General features: G+C 69.0%; 13 protein-coding genes. All 13 read left to right on the plus strand.

Going from position 1 to position 14,934, the window contains the following annotated elements; genetic code table 11:
- The first annotated feature begins 23 nt into the window (after positions 1–23).
- The 13 genes from HQ314_RS10205 to nuoN are packed head-to-tail and all read left to right on the plus strand — an operon-like array spanning position 24 to position 14,799.
- Positions 24–578 carry an NADH-quinone oxidoreductase subunit B family protein gene (locus HQ314_RS10205; protein WP_027506037.1) on the plus strand — a complete coding sequence of 185 codons (555 nt, stop codon included), beginning with the start codon at positions 24–26 and terminating at the stop codon, positions 576–578.
- Positions 575–1,222, plus strand: a complete 648-nt coding sequence (locus HQ314_RS10210) for an NADH-quinone oxidoreductase subunit C (RefSeq protein ID WP_222649955.1) — start codon at positions 575–577, stop codon at positions 1,220–1,222. Before HQ314_RS10205 ends, HQ314_RS10210 begins: the two co-directional genes overlap by 4 nt.
- A complete protein-coding gene (gene nuoD / locus HQ314_RS10215; protein ID WP_056440985.1) occupies positions 1,222–2,532 on the plus strand; it encodes an NADH dehydrogenase (quinone) subunit D in 1,311 nt (436 codons plus the stop codon). The genes HQ314_RS10210 and nuoD overlap by 1 nt, the downstream gene beginning before the upstream one ends.
- On the plus strand, positions 2,529–3,377 hold the full coding sequence (gene nuoE / locus HQ314_RS10220; RefSeq protein ID WP_222649956.1) for an NADH-quinone oxidoreductase subunit NuoE: 849 nt from the start codon (positions 2,529–2,531) through the stop codon (positions 3,375–3,377). Before nuoD ends, nuoE begins: the two co-directional genes overlap by 4 nt.
- Positions 3,374–4,690 carry an NADH-quinone oxidoreductase subunit NuoF gene (gene nuoF, locus HQ314_RS10225; RefSeq protein ID WP_222629538.1) on the plus strand — a complete coding sequence of 439 codons (1,317 nt, stop codon included), beginning with the start codon at positions 3,374–3,376 and terminating at the stop codon, positions 4,688–4,690. The genes nuoE and nuoF overlap by 4 nt, the downstream gene beginning before the upstream one ends.
- Positions 4,687–7,062, plus strand: a complete 2,376-nt coding sequence (locus tag HQ314_RS10230) for an NADH-quinone oxidoreductase subunit G (protein WP_222649957.1) — start codon at positions 4,687–4,689, stop codon at positions 7,060–7,062. Before nuoF ends, HQ314_RS10230 begins: the two co-directional genes overlap by 4 nt.
- Positions 7,059–8,333: an NADH-quinone oxidoreductase subunit NuoH gene (gene nuoH / locus HQ314_RS10235; protein ID WP_222649958.1), complete on the plus strand. Its 1,275-nt coding sequence runs from the start codon at positions 7,059–7,061 to the stop codon at positions 8,331–8,333. The genes HQ314_RS10230 and nuoH overlap by 4 nt, the downstream gene beginning before the upstream one ends.
- Positions 8,326–8,850: an NADH-quinone oxidoreductase subunit NuoI gene (nuoI, locus tag HQ314_RS10240; RefSeq protein ID WP_027506032.1), complete on the plus strand. Its 525-nt coding sequence runs from the start codon at positions 8,326–8,328 to the stop codon at positions 8,848–8,850. Before nuoH ends, nuoI begins: the two co-directional genes overlap by 8 nt.
- Positions 8,847–9,545: an NADH-quinone oxidoreductase subunit J gene (locus tag HQ314_RS10245; RefSeq protein ID WP_051613412.1), complete on the plus strand. Its 699-nt coding sequence runs from the start codon at positions 8,847–8,849 to the stop codon at positions 9,543–9,545. The genes nuoI and HQ314_RS10245 overlap by 4 nt, the downstream gene beginning before the upstream one ends.
- On the plus strand, positions 9,542–9,841 hold the full coding sequence (gene nuoK / locus HQ314_RS10250) for an NADH-quinone oxidoreductase subunit NuoK (RefSeq protein WP_056440973.1): 300 nt from the start codon (positions 9,542–9,544) through the stop codon (positions 9,839–9,841). Before HQ314_RS10245 ends, nuoK begins: the two co-directional genes overlap by 4 nt.
- 1 nt (position 9,842) lies before the next feature.
- Positions 9,843–11,729 (plus strand): NADH-quinone oxidoreductase subunit L, encoded by a 1,887-nt coding sequence (nuoL, locus tag HQ314_RS10255; protein WP_222649959.1) that lies wholly within the window; start codon positions 9,843–9,845, stop codon positions 11,727–11,729.
- Positions 11,726–13,273 (plus strand): NADH-quinone oxidoreductase subunit M, encoded by a 1,548-nt coding sequence (locus HQ314_RS10260; RefSeq protein WP_027506029.1) that lies wholly within the window; start codon positions 11,726–11,728, stop codon positions 13,271–13,273. Before nuoL ends, HQ314_RS10260 begins: the two co-directional genes overlap by 4 nt.
- Positions 13,270–14,799, plus strand: coding sequence for an NADH-quinone oxidoreductase subunit NuoN (nuoN, locus tag HQ314_RS10265; protein ID WP_222649960.1), 1,530 nt, complete (start codon positions 13,270–13,272; stop codon positions 14,797–14,799). The genes HQ314_RS10260 and nuoN overlap by 4 nt, the downstream gene beginning before the upstream one ends.
- Positions 14,800–14,934 lie beyond the last annotated feature (135 nt).

The following is a 14,934-nucleotide window of genomic DNA, read 5'->3' on the forward strand; positions in this document are numbered from 1 at the left end:
CTCGCCGTGGAAGAAGTGATCGCATGGGATTGGAAGAGAAGCTGCCGAGCGGCTTCCTGCTGACCACTGTCGAAGGCCTCGCCGGCTTCGCCCGTAAGGGGTCTCTGTGGCCCGCGACCTTCGGACTGGCGTGCTGTGCGATCGAGATGATGTCGACGACGTCCGGCCGGTTCGATCTCGCCCGATTCGGTATGGAAGCCTTCCGTGCCTCCCCCCGCCAGGCCGATCTCATGATCGTCGCGGGACGGGTGAGCCAGAAGATGGCACCGGTGCTCCGGCAGGTGTACGACCAGATGGCCGAGCCGAAATGGGTTCTGGCGATGGGTGTCTGCGCGTCCTCGGGAGGAATGTTCAACAACTACGCCATCGTGCAGGGCGTCGACCACGTGGTACCGGTCGACATCTATCTGCCCGGTTGTCCGCCGCGGCCCGAGATGCTGATCAACGCCATCCTGCAGTTGCACGCGTCGATCCAGGCGATGCCGCTGGGCGTCGACCGCGAGAGGGCCATCGCCGAGACCGAGAAGGCCGCGCTGAGTTCTCCGTCCGTCATCGACGCGAAGACGCTGCTGCGATGAGAGCGCGGGGCATGTTCGGAGTGCGCGGTTCGGGCGACACGTCGGGTTACGGCCGACTGGCGCCGCCGAAACCCCGACACGACAACGCGAGTCGACCGTTCGGTGGGGACCACGACGTCGTGGCGGACGCACTGGAGTCGGCGCTCGCGGCTCGGGGCGAACGTTGGGACGACGCCGTCGAGCGTGCCGTGCTCCACCGCGGTGAGCTGACTCTGCACATCGCGCGTACGCACCTGCCCGCTGTCGCGTCCGCGCTACGCGACGATCAGGCACTCCGCTTCGAACTGTGTCTCGGCGTCAGTGGCGTCCACCAGCCCGGCGAGACCGGACGCGAGCTGCACGCCGTCTACCATCTGCAGTCCATCACGCACGGTCGTCGGTTGCGTCTCGAAGTGTCTGTGCCGGAGTCCGACCCGCACATTCCGTCGCTGTGCGGCATCTACCCCACCACCGACTGGCACGAGCGCGAGACGTACGACTTCTTCGGCATCGAGTTCGACGGGCACCCGTCCCTGACACGCATCGAGATGCCCGACGACTGGGTGGGGCACCCGCAACGCAAGGACTACCCGCTGGGCGGCATCCCGGTGGAGTTCAAGGGCGCGCGGATCGCGCCCCCCGATCAGCGCAGGTCGTACAACTGATGACACTCGAGAAGGATCACACCACGCCGACCGTCTACACCGCGTCGGGCCAGGACTGGGACGAGATCGTCGACCTGGCCGGCACCGCCGGTGAGGAGCGCATCGTCGTCAACATGGGACCGCAGCACCCCTCCACGCACGGGGTCCTCCGCCTCATCCTCGAGATCGAGGGGGAGACCGTCACCGAGGCGCGGTGCGGAATCGGCTACCTGCACACCGGTATCGAGAAGAACCTCGAGTACCGGAACTGGACGCAGGGCGTCACCTACGTGACGCGGATGGACTACCTGTCGCCCTTCTTCAACGAGACGGCGTACTGCCTCGGCGTGGAGAAGCTGCTCGGCATCACCGACGACGTGCCGGAACGCGCGACCGTGATCCGGGTGTTGCTGATGGAACTCAACCGCATCTCCTCGCACCTGGTCGCTCTGGCCACCGGCGGCATGGAGCTCGGCGCGGTCACCGCCATGCTCTTCGGATTCCGGGAACGTGAACTGATCCTCGACATCTTCGAGACGATCACGGGCCTGCGGATGAATCACGCGTTCGTCCGGCCGGGCGGGCTGGCGATGGACCTGCCCGACGACGCCGTGCCGAAGATCCGGGACCTGCTGCACCTGTTGCCGATCCGCCTGCGCGACATGAGTGCGATGCTGGACGACAACCCCATCTGGAAGGGTCGGACCCGCGGCATCGGGTACCTCGATCTCACCGGATGCATGGCACTCGGAATCACGGGTCCGGTGCTGCGTGCCACGGGCTTGCCCCACGATCTCCGTCGCGCGGAGCCCTACTGCGGCTACGAGACCTACGAGTTCGACGTGATCACCGAACAGGAGAGTGACTGCTACGCGCGGTATCTCATCCGTGTCGACGAGATGAGCGAGTCGCTGAAGATCGTCGAACAGTGCCTCGACCGACTGGCGCCGGGGCCCGTGATGGTGTCGGACAAGAAGATCGCGTGGCCTGCGGACCTGGTCTCGGGCCCCGACGGACTGGGCAACTCCCGCGAGCACGTGCAGAAGATCATGGACGGATCGATGGAATCGCTGATCCACCATTTCAAGCTCGTCACCGAGGGCATCCGCGTGCCCGAGGGACAGGTCTACGTCGCGGTGGAGTCACCCCGCGGCGAGCTGGGTGTGCACATGGTCTCCGACGGTGGATCCCGGCCCTACCGGGTGCACTTCCGGGACCCGTCGTTCACCAATCTGCAGGCCGTCGCGGCGATGTGCGAGGGCGGCATGGTGTCCGACGTGATCGCGTCCGTGGCGAGCATCGATCCCGTGATGGGTGGGGTGGACCGATGAGCACACGGGAACCGGTGGCGATACCCTTCGGACCCCGTCCGGAGGAACGCGTCCAACTCGTGCGACCCGGGGCCCGGCGTACCTACCCCGAGGACGTGCTGGCCCGCCTCGAGGCGGACGCCGCCACCATCGTCGCCCGCTACCCGCGCGCCCGGTCCGCGATCATCCCGATCCTTCATCTGCTCCAGGCCGAGGACGGGTACCTCACCCCCGCCGCGGTCGACTTCTGTTCGCACACACTCGACCTCACGGGTGCCGAGGTCGCGGCGGTGGCGACGTTCTACTCGATGTACCGACGCGAGCCGACAGGCGACTACCTCGTCGGCGTGTGCACCAACACCCTCTGCGCCGTGATGGGCGGGGACGCCATTCACGAGGCCCTCGTCGACCACCTCGACGGCGTCACGGACGGCACCGTGACGCTCGAACACATCGAGTGCAACGCCGCCTGCGACTACGCACCGGTGGTGATGGTGAACTGGGAGTTCTTCGACAACCAGACTCCCGAGTCGGCACGCACGCTGGTCGACGAACTCCGCGCCGGGCGCCCGGTCACCCCGACGCGCGGCGCGACCCTGTGCACCTTCCGCGAGACCTCGCGCATCCTGGCGGGCTTTCCCGACACCCGGCCCGGCGCGCTCGACGCACCGGCCGCCGGCGAGGCGACGCTGGCAGGCCTGCGTGTCGCGCGGGAGAAGGACATGCGCGCCCCCGATCACGCGGAACCCGACGCGGCGGCGGCAGCCGAGCCGCCGACGGACTCCACCCCGGACAAGCCCGCGCCCGCCCCGTCTGCCGGTGTGCCCCACCCGAACGGCACTGCAGCGAAGGAGGCCCGGCCGTGACACTCACCCCGGTTCTGAGCCGCTACTGGGACGAGCCCGAGTCCTGGACTCTGGACACCTACCGCCGCCACGGCGGGTACGACGGACTCGCCGCAGCCCTGGCGATGACACCCGACGAGGTCATCGGCACGGTCAAGGACTCAGGCCTGCGCGGCCGCGGCGGCGCCGGTTTCCCCACCGGCACGAAGTGGAGCTTCATCCCCCAGGACGGCCCGACACCCGCGGACCAGACCGTGCCGCACTACCTCGTGGTGAACGCCGACGAATCGGAGCCGGGCACGTGCAAGGACATGCCGCTGCTGATGGCCACACCCCACGCGCTGGTCGAAGGCATCGTGATCGCTGCGTACGCCATCCGCTCGTCGCACGCGTTCGTCTACCTCCGCGGTGAGGTGGTGCCGGTGCTGCGGCGGCTGCAGGCCGCGGTCGCCGAGGCCTACGCCGCGGGGTATCTGGGCACGGACATCCAGGGCTCCGGGTTCGATCTGGACCTCGTCGTCCATGCGGGGGCGGGCGCCTACATCTGCGGCGAGGAGACCGCACTGCTCGACTCCCTCGAGGGGCGCCGCGGCCAGCCCCGGCTGCGGCCACCGTTCCCCGCCGTGGCGGGCCTCTACGCGAGCCCCACCGTCGTCAACAACGTCGAGTCCATCGCGAGTGTGCCGACGGTACTGGCGCGCGGGACGCAGTGGTTCCGCTCGATGGGCAGTGAGAAGTCACCCGGCTTCACGCTGTACTCGCTCTCCGGCCACGTCACCCGCCCCGGACAGTACGAGGCGCCGCTCGGCATCACGTTGCGCGAGTTGCTCGAGCACGCGGGCGGTGTCCGCGCCGGGCACACGCTGAAGTTCTGGACACCGGGCGGATCCTCCACCCCGATCTTCACGGCCGAGCACCTCGACGTCCCGCTCGACTACGAGGGTGTGAGTGCCGCGGGATCGATGCTCGGCACGAAAGCACTCCAGATCTTCGACGAGACGACCTGCGTGGTCCGTGCGGTCCGGCGCTGGAGCGAGTTCTACGCGCACGAATCGTGTGGGAAGTGCACCCCGTGCCGGGAGGGCACCTACTGGCTGGTGCAGATACTCGCGCGCCTCGAGAACGGCACCGGATCGGAGGGTGACCTGCAGAAGCTGCTCGACGTCGCCGACAGCATCCTGGGAAAGTCGTTCTGCGCGTTGGGAGACGGGGCGGCAAGCCCCATCGTCTCGTCGATCGCCCACTTCCGGGACGAGTACGTGGCGCACGTGGAGCAGGGTGGATGCCCCTTCGATCCGCACCTCTCCACCCTGATGGCAGGACAACTGACATGACCGCGGTGCAGAACGACGGCGCGCGCGCCGAGACGACGGTGGACATCACCCTCGACGGCGTCCCGATGTCGGTCCCGAAAGGCACCCTGGTCATCCGGGCGGCCGAGATGCTCGGTGTGCAGATCCCGCGGTTCTGCGACCACCCGCTGCTCGACCCGGTCGGCGCGTGCCGGCAGTGCCTGGTCGACGTCGAGGGTCAACGCAAGCCCCTGGCGTCGTGCACCACCACGGTGTCCGACGGCATGGTGATCCGGACGCAGCACAGCTCGGAGATCGCCGAGAAGGCGCAGCGCGGAGTGATGGAACTGCTCCTGATCAACCATCCGCTGGACTGCCCGGTGTGCGACAAGGGTGGCGAGTGCCCGCTGCAGAACCAGGCCATGTCCACCGGCCGCACCGAGTCGCGCTTCACGGAGACCAAACGCACGTATCCCAAGCCGATCCCCCTGTCGACCGAGGTCCTGCTCGACCGGGAGCGGTGCGTCCTCTGCGCCCGGTGCACGCGCTTCTCCGAGCAGATCGCCGGTGACCCGTTCATCGATCTGCTCGAACGCGGTGCGCTGCAACAGGTCGGCATCTACGGCGCCGAGCCTTTCGAGTCGTACTTCTCCGGCAACACCGTGCAGATCTGCCCGGTGGGTGCACTCACCAACACCGCCTACCGATTCCGCGCGCGGCCCTTCGACCTGGTGTCGACTCCCAGCGTCTGCGAGCACTGCTCCAGTGGGTGCGCCCAGCGCACGGACCATCGCCGCGGAAAGGTGTTGCGTCGGTTGGCCGGCGACGATCCCGAGGTCAACGAGGAATGGAGCTGCGACAAGGGCCGCTGGGCGTTCGCGTACGGCACGCTGCCCGATCGCCTCGACACCCCGCTGGTCCGACGCGGAACCACCCTCGAGCCCGCGTCGTGGTCGGAGGCCCTGGCGGTGGCCGCTCGGGGCCTGGCGGAGGCTCGCGGACACGCCGGCGTGCTCACCGGTGGCCGTCTCACCGTCGAGGACGCGTACGCCTACAGCAAGTTCGCGCGGATCGCGCTGGGTACCAACGACATCGACTTCCGGGCCCGCCCGACGTCCGAGGAGGAGACCGACTTCCTGTCCGCTCGGGTGGCCGGCCGCGGGATCGACGTCACGTACGCCGCACTCGAGGCCGCACCGATCGTCGTCCTCGTGTCCTTCGAACCGGAGGAGGAGAGCCCCATCGTCTTCCTCCGCCTGCGGAAGGCAGTGCGCGGGGGACACACTCGCGTACTGACACTGGCGCCCTTCGCGTCGCCCGGCAGCACGAAGCTGAGAGCCGACGTGCGTCCCACGGCGCCGGGGACGGAGGCCGCGGGGCTGGCGGACCCGGACGTGCTCGACCAGCTGCGCGTGCCGGGCGCGGTGATCCTCGTCGGCGAGCGCGCGGCGTCGAGCCCCGGCACCCTCGCCGCGGTCGCGCGCACCGCCGACACCACCGGCGCCCGCGTCGCGTGGATCCCCCGCCGTGCCGGTGACCGCGGCGCCCTCGACTCGGGTGCGTTCCCCACCCTCCTGCACGGAGGTCGCCGGGTGGACGACCCCGCGGTTCGGCGCACGGTGGCCGCGGCGTGGGGTGTCGACGATCTGCCGGCGACACCGGGCCGGGACACGGTCGGCATCCTCGGCGCCGACCTCCGCGCGCTCGTCGTGGCCGGTGTCGAGCTCGACGACCTCCCCGATCCCGAGGCGGCCAGCGCCGCGCTCGACCGAGTCCCCTTCGTCGTCGCACTGGACCTGCGCAGCAGCGAGGTGACCGACCGGGCCGACGTCGTGTTCCCGGTCGCCGCCGTCGCGCAGAAGGCCGGATCGTTCACCACCTGGGAAGGCCGCCGGCGCACGTTCGGAGCAGCACTCCCGACGCCGTCCATGATGGCCGACCTGCGGGTCCTCGACGCGATCGCCACCGAGATGGGTCACCGCCTCGGACTGCCGGACGCCGACGCGGCACGCCGCGAACTCGACGCGGCCGGGTCGGCACCCGGATCCCCCGACGTTCCGGACCGCGGCAGCGCGGCACCGACCGCCCTCGGCGCAGGAACCGCCGTACTGGCCGGCTGGCGGATGCTGCTCGACGCCGGGCGGATGCAGGACGGGGAGACCGATCTCGCCGGCACGGCGCGGACCCCCGTCGCCCGGCTGTCGCCCGCGACCGCGGCCGACACCGGGGTGTCCGACGGTGAGCCACTGACCGTCTCCACCGACTCGGGGTCGATCACGCTGCCGCTCCGCGTCACCGCCATGCCGGACCACGTGGTGTGGCTGCCGTGGAACTCGGCACCGTCCCGAGTGAGTGCGACCCTCCACGTCGCACCCGGTGCCGCCGTGCGTCTCTCGGCAGGAGCACCGTCATGACCGACCTCTCCGTCTTCGGGATCGACCCACTGTGGCTCGTCGTCGCCAAGGCGCTCGCCGTCTTCGGCTTCCTCGTGCTCACACCGCTCATCGCGATCTACGCCGAGCGCAAGGTCATGGCCTGGATGCAGATGCGCATCGGACCCAACAGGGTCGGGCCGTGGGGAATCCTGCAGAGCCTCGCCGACGGTGTGAAGCTCGCCCTGAAGGAGGGGATCGTCCCGAGGGGCGTGGACCGTCCGATCTACCTGCTGGCACCGATCATCTCGGTCGTCCCCGCCTTCATGGCCTTCGCCGTGATCCCGTTCGGCCCCACCGTGTCGGTGTTCGGGCACATCACCCCGCTCCAGCTGACCGACATGCCCGTCGCGGTGCTCTACATCCTGGCCGTGACCTCGATCGGTGTGTACGGCATCGTCCTGGCCGGGTGGTCGTCCGGTTCCACGTATCCGCTTCTGGGAGCACTGCGCTCGACCGCGCAGGTGATCTCGTACGAGGTGGCCATGGGCCTGAGCTTCGCGGCCGTGTTCCTCTACGCGGGCACCATGTCGACGTCCGGCATCGTCGCCTCGCAGGAGCGCCTGTGGTTCGTCGTGATGCTGCTGCCGTCGTTCCTCGTCTACATCACCTCGATGGTGGGCGAGACCAACCGTGCGCCGTTCGATCTCCCCGAGGCGGAGGGCGAACTGGTCGGCGGATTCCACACCGAGTACTCCTCGCTCCGGTTCGCCATGTTCATGCTCGCGGAGTACGTCAACATGGTCACCGTCTCGGCGCTCGCGACCACGCTTTTTCTCGGCGGCTGGCGCGCCCCCTTCCCGATCAGCCTGTGGGACGGCGCCAATCAGGGCTGGTGGCCGGTTCTCTGGTTCACGATCAAGGTGTGGGGCTTCCTGTTCGTCTTCGTCTGGCTCCGCAGCACCCTGCCACGCCTGCGCTACGACCAGTTCATGAACTTCGGGTGGAAGGTGCTCATTCCCGCTGCGCTGCTGTGGATCATGGTCATCGCGGCCGTGCGCGTCCTCCTCCTCGACTCCCCGCACGTCCGGCCGGTCACCGTGGTGGTGTCACTGGTCTACACCGCCGCCCTGATCGCCGTGCTCGCCCGGACGCTACGGCGTGGGCGCCTGGAACGGACCCACTCCGGTGCGACGGCGGACCAGCAGGGGGTCGATACCGCGGCGGGCGGGTTCCCCGTGCCTCCGATGCCGGACCGCTCACCCGGTCCGGCACGCCCTCGACCCATCACCAAGGAGACGACCGATGCCTGAATTCCTGGGACCTGTCGCGGGTTTCGGCGTCACCTTCGCCACCATGTTCAAGAAGCCGGAGACCGAGTCGTATCCGGAGGAGAAGGTACCGACGGCGACGCGGTACCACGGCCGTCACCAGCTGAATCGCTACGCGGACGGCCTGGAGAAGTGCATCGGCTGCGAACTGTGCGCGTGGGCGTGCCCCGCCGACGCCATCTACGTCGAGGGCGCCGACAACACGGAGACCGAGCGGTACTCGCCCGGCGAACGGTACGGGCGCGTCTACCAGATCAACTACCTGCGGTGCATCGGGTGCGGTCTGTGCATCGAGGCGTGCCCCACCCGCGCCCTGACCATGACCAACGAGTACGAGATGGCCGACGACAACCGCGCCGATCTGATCTACGAGAAGACCGATCTGTTGGCCTCGCTCGCCGAGGGGATGGACGCGCCCCCGCACGCCATGGCCGACGGCGCCACCGACGAGGACTACTACCGCGGGGCCGTCATCGCCCGGCGGGAGGCGGACCGATGATCGTCTCGACCTCCGAGGCCATCGCCTTCTGGATCCTCGCCCCGCTCGCTCTCATCGGCGCGCTGGGCGTCGTGGCGTCGGCGAAAGCCGTGTACTCGGCTCTGTTCCTGGCATCGACGATGGTGGTGCTCGCGATCTTCTACATCGTCCAGGGTGCCGTCTTCCTCGGTGTCGTCCAGATCGTGGTCTACACCGGCGCCGTGATGATGCTCTTCCTTTTCGTACTCATGCTCGTGGGGGTGGACTCGTCGGACTCGCTCGTCGAATCGCTACGGGGGCACCGCATCGCGGCCATCGTCGTGGGTCTCGGATTCGGTGTCCTGCTGATCGGGGGGCTCGGCAATGCCGCGCTGAGCGACTTCCGCGGCTTCACCGCGCAGTCGCCGGCGAACGTCGAGGGGCTCGCCGAGCTGGTGTTCGTGCGCTACGTGTGGGCCTTCGAGCTCACCGGAGCGCTGCTCATCACTGCCACGATCGGTGCCATGGTGCTGACCCACCGGGACGCCGTCGGCCGGACCAGAACCCAGAAGGAGCTGTCGCAGGACAGGTTCCGCTTCGGAGACCGCGTGACACCGCTGCCGAGTCCGGGTGTCTACGCACGCCACAACGGTGTGGACCGGCCCGCTCGTCTCCCCGACGGCAGCGACGCCGAGTCGTCGGTCAGTCGGCAGTTCCGCGACGGGCCGAGCCGATGAACCCGGAGTACTACCTGTACCTGTCCGCGGCCCTGTTCACCATCGGCGCCGCCGGTGTCCTCCTGCGCCGCAACGCCATCGTCGTCTTCATGTGCATCGAGCTGATGCTCAACGCCGCGAACCTGGCCTTCGTGACGTTCTCGCGGATGCACGGCGGACTGGACGGACAGGTCTTCGCGTTCTTCACGATGGTCGTCGCCGCCGCCGAGGTGGTCGTGGGTCTGGCCGTCATCATGGCGATCTTCCGCTCTCGTCGATCCGTCTCGGTCGACGACGACAGTCTGTTGAAGTACTGACATGGCGACGACTCTGGTTCTGCTGCCGCTCATTCCCCTCGCCGGAGCCGTCGTGCTGCTGCTGGGTGGACGCCGGAGCGATGCGTGGGGCCACCTCCTCGCGTGCGCGGCGATGCTCGCGTCGTTCGCGCTGGCCGTCGTCGCCTTCGTCGACATGGCCGGGCGGGCAGCGGAGGACCGCGCGCTCTCGCAGACGGTCTTCACCTACGTTCCGGTCGAGTCGCTGCAGATCGAGTTCGGTCTCCGCCTCGACCAGCTGTCGGTGTGCTTCGTCCTGCTCATCACCGGCGTCGGAACCCTCATCCACGTGTACTCGATCGGGTACATGCGGGACGATCCCGCGCGCCGCCGATTCTTCGCGTACCTCAATCTGTTCGTGGCCGCGATGCTGCTGCTGGTCATGGCGGACAACTTCCTCGGCCTGTACGTCGGATGGGAGGGCGTGGGCCTCGCGTCGTACCTGTTGATCGGATTCTGGTCCACCCGGCCGTCGGCGGCCTCGGCCGCACGCAAGGCGTTCGTCGTCAATCGTGTCGGCGACATCGGACTGGCCGTCGCGCTGATGATCATGATCTCGTCCGTCGGATCCGTCTCGTACGACGACGTGTTCGCCGGGGTCGACGGCATGGGCGATGGCACCGCGACCGCCCTCGGCCTCGTCCTCCTGCTCGCCGCGTGCGGCAAGTCGGCGCAGGTGCCGCTGCAATCGTGGCTGGGTGACGCGATGGAGGGCCCGACGCCCGTCTCGGCGCTCATCCACGCCGCGACGATGGTCACCGCCGGTGTGTACCTCATCGTCCGGTCCGGGCCCGTCTTCGAGGCGTCCCCGGCCGCCCAGAACGTCGTCGTGCTGGTCGGCGCCGTGACGCTGCTCTTCGGGGCCGTCATCGGCTGCGCGAAGGACGACATCAAGAAGGCTCTGGCCGCGTCGACGATGAGCCAGATCGGGTACATGGTTCTCGCGACCGGTCTCGGCCCCGCCGGGTACGCGGTCGCGATCCTGCACCTGCTCACGCACGGATTCTTCAAGGCCGGCCTGTTCCTCGGCGCCGGGTCCGTGATGCACGCGACGAACGACGAGACGGACATGCGGCGGTACGGCGGACTGCGCACCGTTCTGCCCATCACCTACGTGACGTTCGGGCTGGCCTATCTCGCCATCATCGGTGTCCCACCGTTCTCGGGGTTCTTCTCGAAGGACGGCATCATCGAGGCCGCGATCGACGCCGGCGGTGCGAAGGGTGCGGCGCTCGGCGCAGCCACCCTGGTCGGCGCGGGACTGACCGCCTTCTACATGACGCGGGTCATGATCCTCACGTTCTTCGGCGAGCGGCGGTGGCGGAGCGGAGTCCACCCGCACGAGGCACCCGCGAGCATGACCGGCCCGATGATCGTGCTGGCCGTCGGATCCGTCGGTGCCGGTGCGCTTCTCGCGATCGGCACCCGATTGGAGGGATGGCTCGCACCGGTCGTCGGTGAACACGACCCCGCACACCTCGTACCCGCGTGGGCCGTCACCCTCGCGGTGCTGGTGACCGTCGCCTCGGGGGTGGGCGTGGCCGTGCGCATGTACGGCCGATCGGCGGTCCCGGTGACCGCACCCACGGGGTCGGTCCTCACCGCGGCCGCTCGCCGAGATCTGTACGGGGACGCGGTGAACGAGGCCGTCTTCATGCGGCCGGGTCAGCGGGCGACCGCCGCGGTGGTCACCGCCGACCGCGTCGGCGTCGAGGGAGTGGTGAGTGCCGTCGCCACCGCGGTCCGGGAGTCCTCCACACGACTGCGCCGGTGGCAGAACGGGTTCGTTCGGTCGTACGCCCTCTCGATGTTCGCCGGGGCCGTCCTGGTGGTCGTCGCCCTGACCGTGGCACTGGGAGTGACGCGATGACCGACCTTCCCGTGCTGAGCGCGCTCTGGCTCCTCCCGCTGATCGGAGCGCTGGCAGTGATCGCCGTGCCGCCCACCCGGTCTGCGGCCGCCCGCGCGGTGGGGCTCACGACATCGTGCGTCGTGCTGATCCTCGCCGTGCTGTGTGCGATCGGATTCGAGGCGGGCGCGCCGGGATACCAGTTCGTGGAGGAGCACGAGTGGATCCCGAGCTTCGGTGCGGGCTACACACTCGGGATCGACGGCATCGCACTGACTCTCGTACTGCTGACCGCTGTCCTGGTCCCGATCCTCCTGCTGGCCGGGTGGAACGACACCCCGCCCGCGTCGCGCTCACGCCGCACCCACACCTACGTCGCGTTGATCCTCGTCGTCGAGTCGATGGTCATGGTCTCGTTCGTCTCCCTCGACATCCTGCTCTTCTACCTCTTCTTCGAGGCCATGCTCGTGCCGATGTACTTCCTCATCGGCGGCTTCGGCCGTGATGCCGGACGAGCGCGTTCCGCCGCGGTGACCTTCCTGCTCTACAACCTCGCGGGCGGGCTCGTCATGCTGGCGGCCGTCATCGGCCTGTACGTCGTCACCGCCTCGGATGCGAGTCCCTTCTCGGCGGGCACGTTCGACCTGCGCGCCATCGCGGACGCCGCGGCGGCCGGCGAACTCGGCGCCTCTCCCGGCGTGCTGAACGCGCTGTTCCTGGGATTCCTCGTGGCCTTCGCCGTGAAGGCGCCGCTGTGGCCGCTGCACACCTGGTTGCCCGGCGCGGCGACCGAGAGCACCCCGGCGACCGCGGTACTGATGATGGCCGTCGTCGACAAGGTGGGCACCTTCGGGATGCTGCGGTACTGCCTGCAGCTGTTCCCGGAGTCGTCGGCGACCTTCGCGCCGGCGGTGATCACGCTCGCCGTCGTCGGGATCGTCTACGGCGCGGTGCTGGCGATCGGCGCGACCGACATCATGCGCCTCATCGCGTACACCTCCATCTCGCACTTCGGGTTCATCATCCTCGGCATCTTCGCCATGACGAGCCAGTCGCAGGCGGGGTCCGCGCTGTACATGGTGAACCACGGGATCGCCACGGCCGCACTGTTCCTCGTCGCAGGGTTCCTCGTCACCCGGCGCGGGAGCGCGGTCATCGCCGACCACGGGGGTGTGCAGAAGGTGGCGCCCGTGCTCGCCGGCACGTTCCTCGTCGCCGGACTGGCCACTCTGTCGCTTCCCGGACTCGCCCCGTTCGTCAGCGAATTTCTGGTCCTCGTGGGAACGTTCCCGCGCTACGGCGTCGCGGCGGTGATCGCGGCGTCGGCGCTGGTGCTCTCGGCGATCTACGTGCTGTGGCTGTATCAACGGGTGATGACCGGGCCCGTCGCCGCCGGCTCGGAACGGATCCGCGATCTCGTGCCGCGCGAGATCGCAGTCGTCGCTCCACTTCTCGTGCTCGTCATCGCGCTGGGCGTGTACCCGAGACCCGCGCTGGACATCCTCACGCCGGCCGTCGAACGCACATCGGTCGAGCAACTCGAGACAGGAGTGGCCGCGCCATGACCATCGACACCCCGTCCCTCGAGTACAGCCTGCTGTCGCCCATGATCATCGTGCTGGCGGCCGCGGTGATCGGCGTCCTGGTCGAGGCCTTCGTTCCCGCCGATCGGCGCCGCGTCACCCACCTCGTGCTCGCCCTCGGCGCACTCGCGGCAGCGTTCGCCGCCGTCGTCGCGCTGGCCGGAACCAGCACCGTCGCCGCGGTGGGGTCGGTGGCCGTGGACGGGCCCACACTGTTCCTGCAGGGGGTCATCGTCGCGGTGTCCGCGGCGTCGGTCGTACTGATGGCGCATCGCTCGTCCGACCATCCCGAAGTGGCTGCGGTCGATGCCTTCACGCCCGCGGCGTCCACGGTGCCGGGCACGGTCGCCGAGGCCCGTGCCGTCACCGCCCGGGTCACCCGTACCGAGATCTACCCGCTCACCCTGTTCGCCGTCGGCGGCATGATGGTGTTGCCGGCCTCGAACGATCTGCTGAGCATGTTCGTCGCGCTGGAGGTGCTCTCGCTCCCGCTGTACCTGCTGTGCGGGCTCGCGCGTCGTCGGCGTCTGCTGTCCCAGGAGGCGTCGCTCAAGTACTTCCTCCTCGGAGCGTTCTCGTCGGCCTTCTTCCTGTTCGGCACGGCGCTGCTCTACGGCTACGCGGGCAGCGTCCGACTCGACGACATCGCCGATGTGGCCGACGGGGACCAGGTTCTCGGCGTGCTGGGGGTCGGTCTCGTGGCCGTCGGCCTGCTGTTCAAAGTCGGTGCGGTGCCGTTTCATTCGTGGATCCCCGACGTGTACCAGGGCGCACCCACGCCCGTGACCGCGTTCATGGCCTCGGCCACGAAGGTGGCGGCCTTCGGCGCGCTGCTGCGCATTCTCGTCGTGGGCGTGCCCGATCTCCAGGACGCGTGGCGGCCGATGCTGTGGGCCGTCGCCGTCGTCACCATGCTCGTGGGAGCCGTGATCGCGGTGACGCAGACCGACGTCACGCGGATGCTGGCGTACTCGTCGATCGCCCACGCGGGCTTCATCCTCACGGGTGTCTCCGCGGGAGCGGCGGGCGTGTCCGCCACGCTGTTCTATCTCGCGGCCTACGCCTTCAGCACACTCGGCGCCTTCGCCGTGGTGTCCCTCGTGCGGGATCAGGGCGGCGAGGTCACCGAACTGTCCCGGTGGGCGGGCCTCGGACGATCGTCGCCCCTGACCGCGGCGGCCTTCGCGCTGTTCCTGCTCGCCTTCGCCGGCATCCCGCTGACGAGCGGCTTCACGAGCAAGTTCGCCGTCTTCCAGGCCGCACTCGAGGACGGTGGTGCCGCGCTGGTGATCGTCGGCGTCGTCAGCAGTGCCATCGCCGCGTCGTTCTACATCCGCGTCATCGTGGTGCTGTTCTTCACCGAACCGGAGGGACCCTCGGCGACGATCACCCACGGAACGGGCGCGACCGTGGCCGTCGCCGTCTCGGCCGTCGCCACCGTGGTGCTCGGGGTCTTCCCGCAACCGCTGCTCGACCTGGCCGAGCGGGCTGCAGCCGCGATGGTCTGACCCCCTTCCCCCCCCCCCGCCCGCTCCCGGCGAGTACGTCCGAAGCGTCGTGAATCGGCGTGGAATCGCGACAGTGTGGACGTACTCGCGGGGGCGGCAGGGAGGGTCAGCGGGCGCCGGGAGTCAGCGAGGGTG

The sequence above is a fragment of the Rhodococcus sp. BP-332 genome, from assembly GCF_019836065.1.
Classification (GTDB): domain Bacteria; phylum Actinomycetota; class Actinomycetes; order Mycobacteriales; family Mycobacteriaceae; genus Rhodococcoides.

Coding starts and splice junctions, on each gene's coding strand:
- nuoK (WP_056440973.1), top strand. CDS start 9,542: ATGAACCCGGAGTACTACCTGTACCTGTCCGCGGCCCTGTTCACCATC.
- nuoL (WP_222649959.1), top strand. CDS start 9,843: ATGGCGACGACTCTGGTTCTGCTGCCGCTCATTCCCCTCGCCGGAGCC.
- HQ314_RS10210 (WP_222649955.1), top strand. CDS start 575: ATGAGAGCGCGGGGCATGTTCGGAGTGCGCGGTTCGGGCGACACGTCG.
- HQ314_RS10205 (WP_027506037.1), top strand. CDS start 24: ATGGGATTGGAAGAGAAGCTGCCGAGCGGCTTCCTGCTGACCACTGTC.
- nuoD (WP_056440985.1), top strand. CDS start 1,222: ATGACACTCGAGAAGGATCACACCACGCCGACCGTCTACACCGCGTCG.
- nuoH (WP_222649958.1), top strand. CDS start 7,059: ATGACCGACCTCTCCGTCTTCGGGATCGACCCACTGTGGCTCGTCGTC.
- nuoE (WP_222649956.1), top strand. CDS start 2,529: ATGAGCACACGGGAACCGGTGGCGATACCCTTCGGACCCCGTCCGGAG.
- HQ314_RS10230 (WP_222649957.1), top strand. CDS start 4,687: ATGACCGCGGTGCAGAACGACGGCGCGCGCGCCGAGACGACGGTGGAC.
- nuoI (WP_027506032.1), top strand. CDS start 8,326: ATGCCTGAATTCCTGGGACCTGTCGCGGGTTTCGGCGTCACCTTCGCC.
- HQ314_RS10260 (WP_027506029.1), top strand. CDS start 11,726: ATGACCGACCTTCCCGTGCTGAGCGCGCTCTGGCTCCTCCCGCTGATC.
- nuoN (WP_222649960.1), top strand. CDS start 13,270: ATGACCATCGACACCCCGTCCCTCGAGTACAGCCTGCTGTCGCCCATG.
- HQ314_RS10245 (WP_051613412.1), top strand. CDS start 8,847: ATGATCGTCTCGACCTCCGAGGCCATCGCCTTCTGGATCCTCGCCCCG.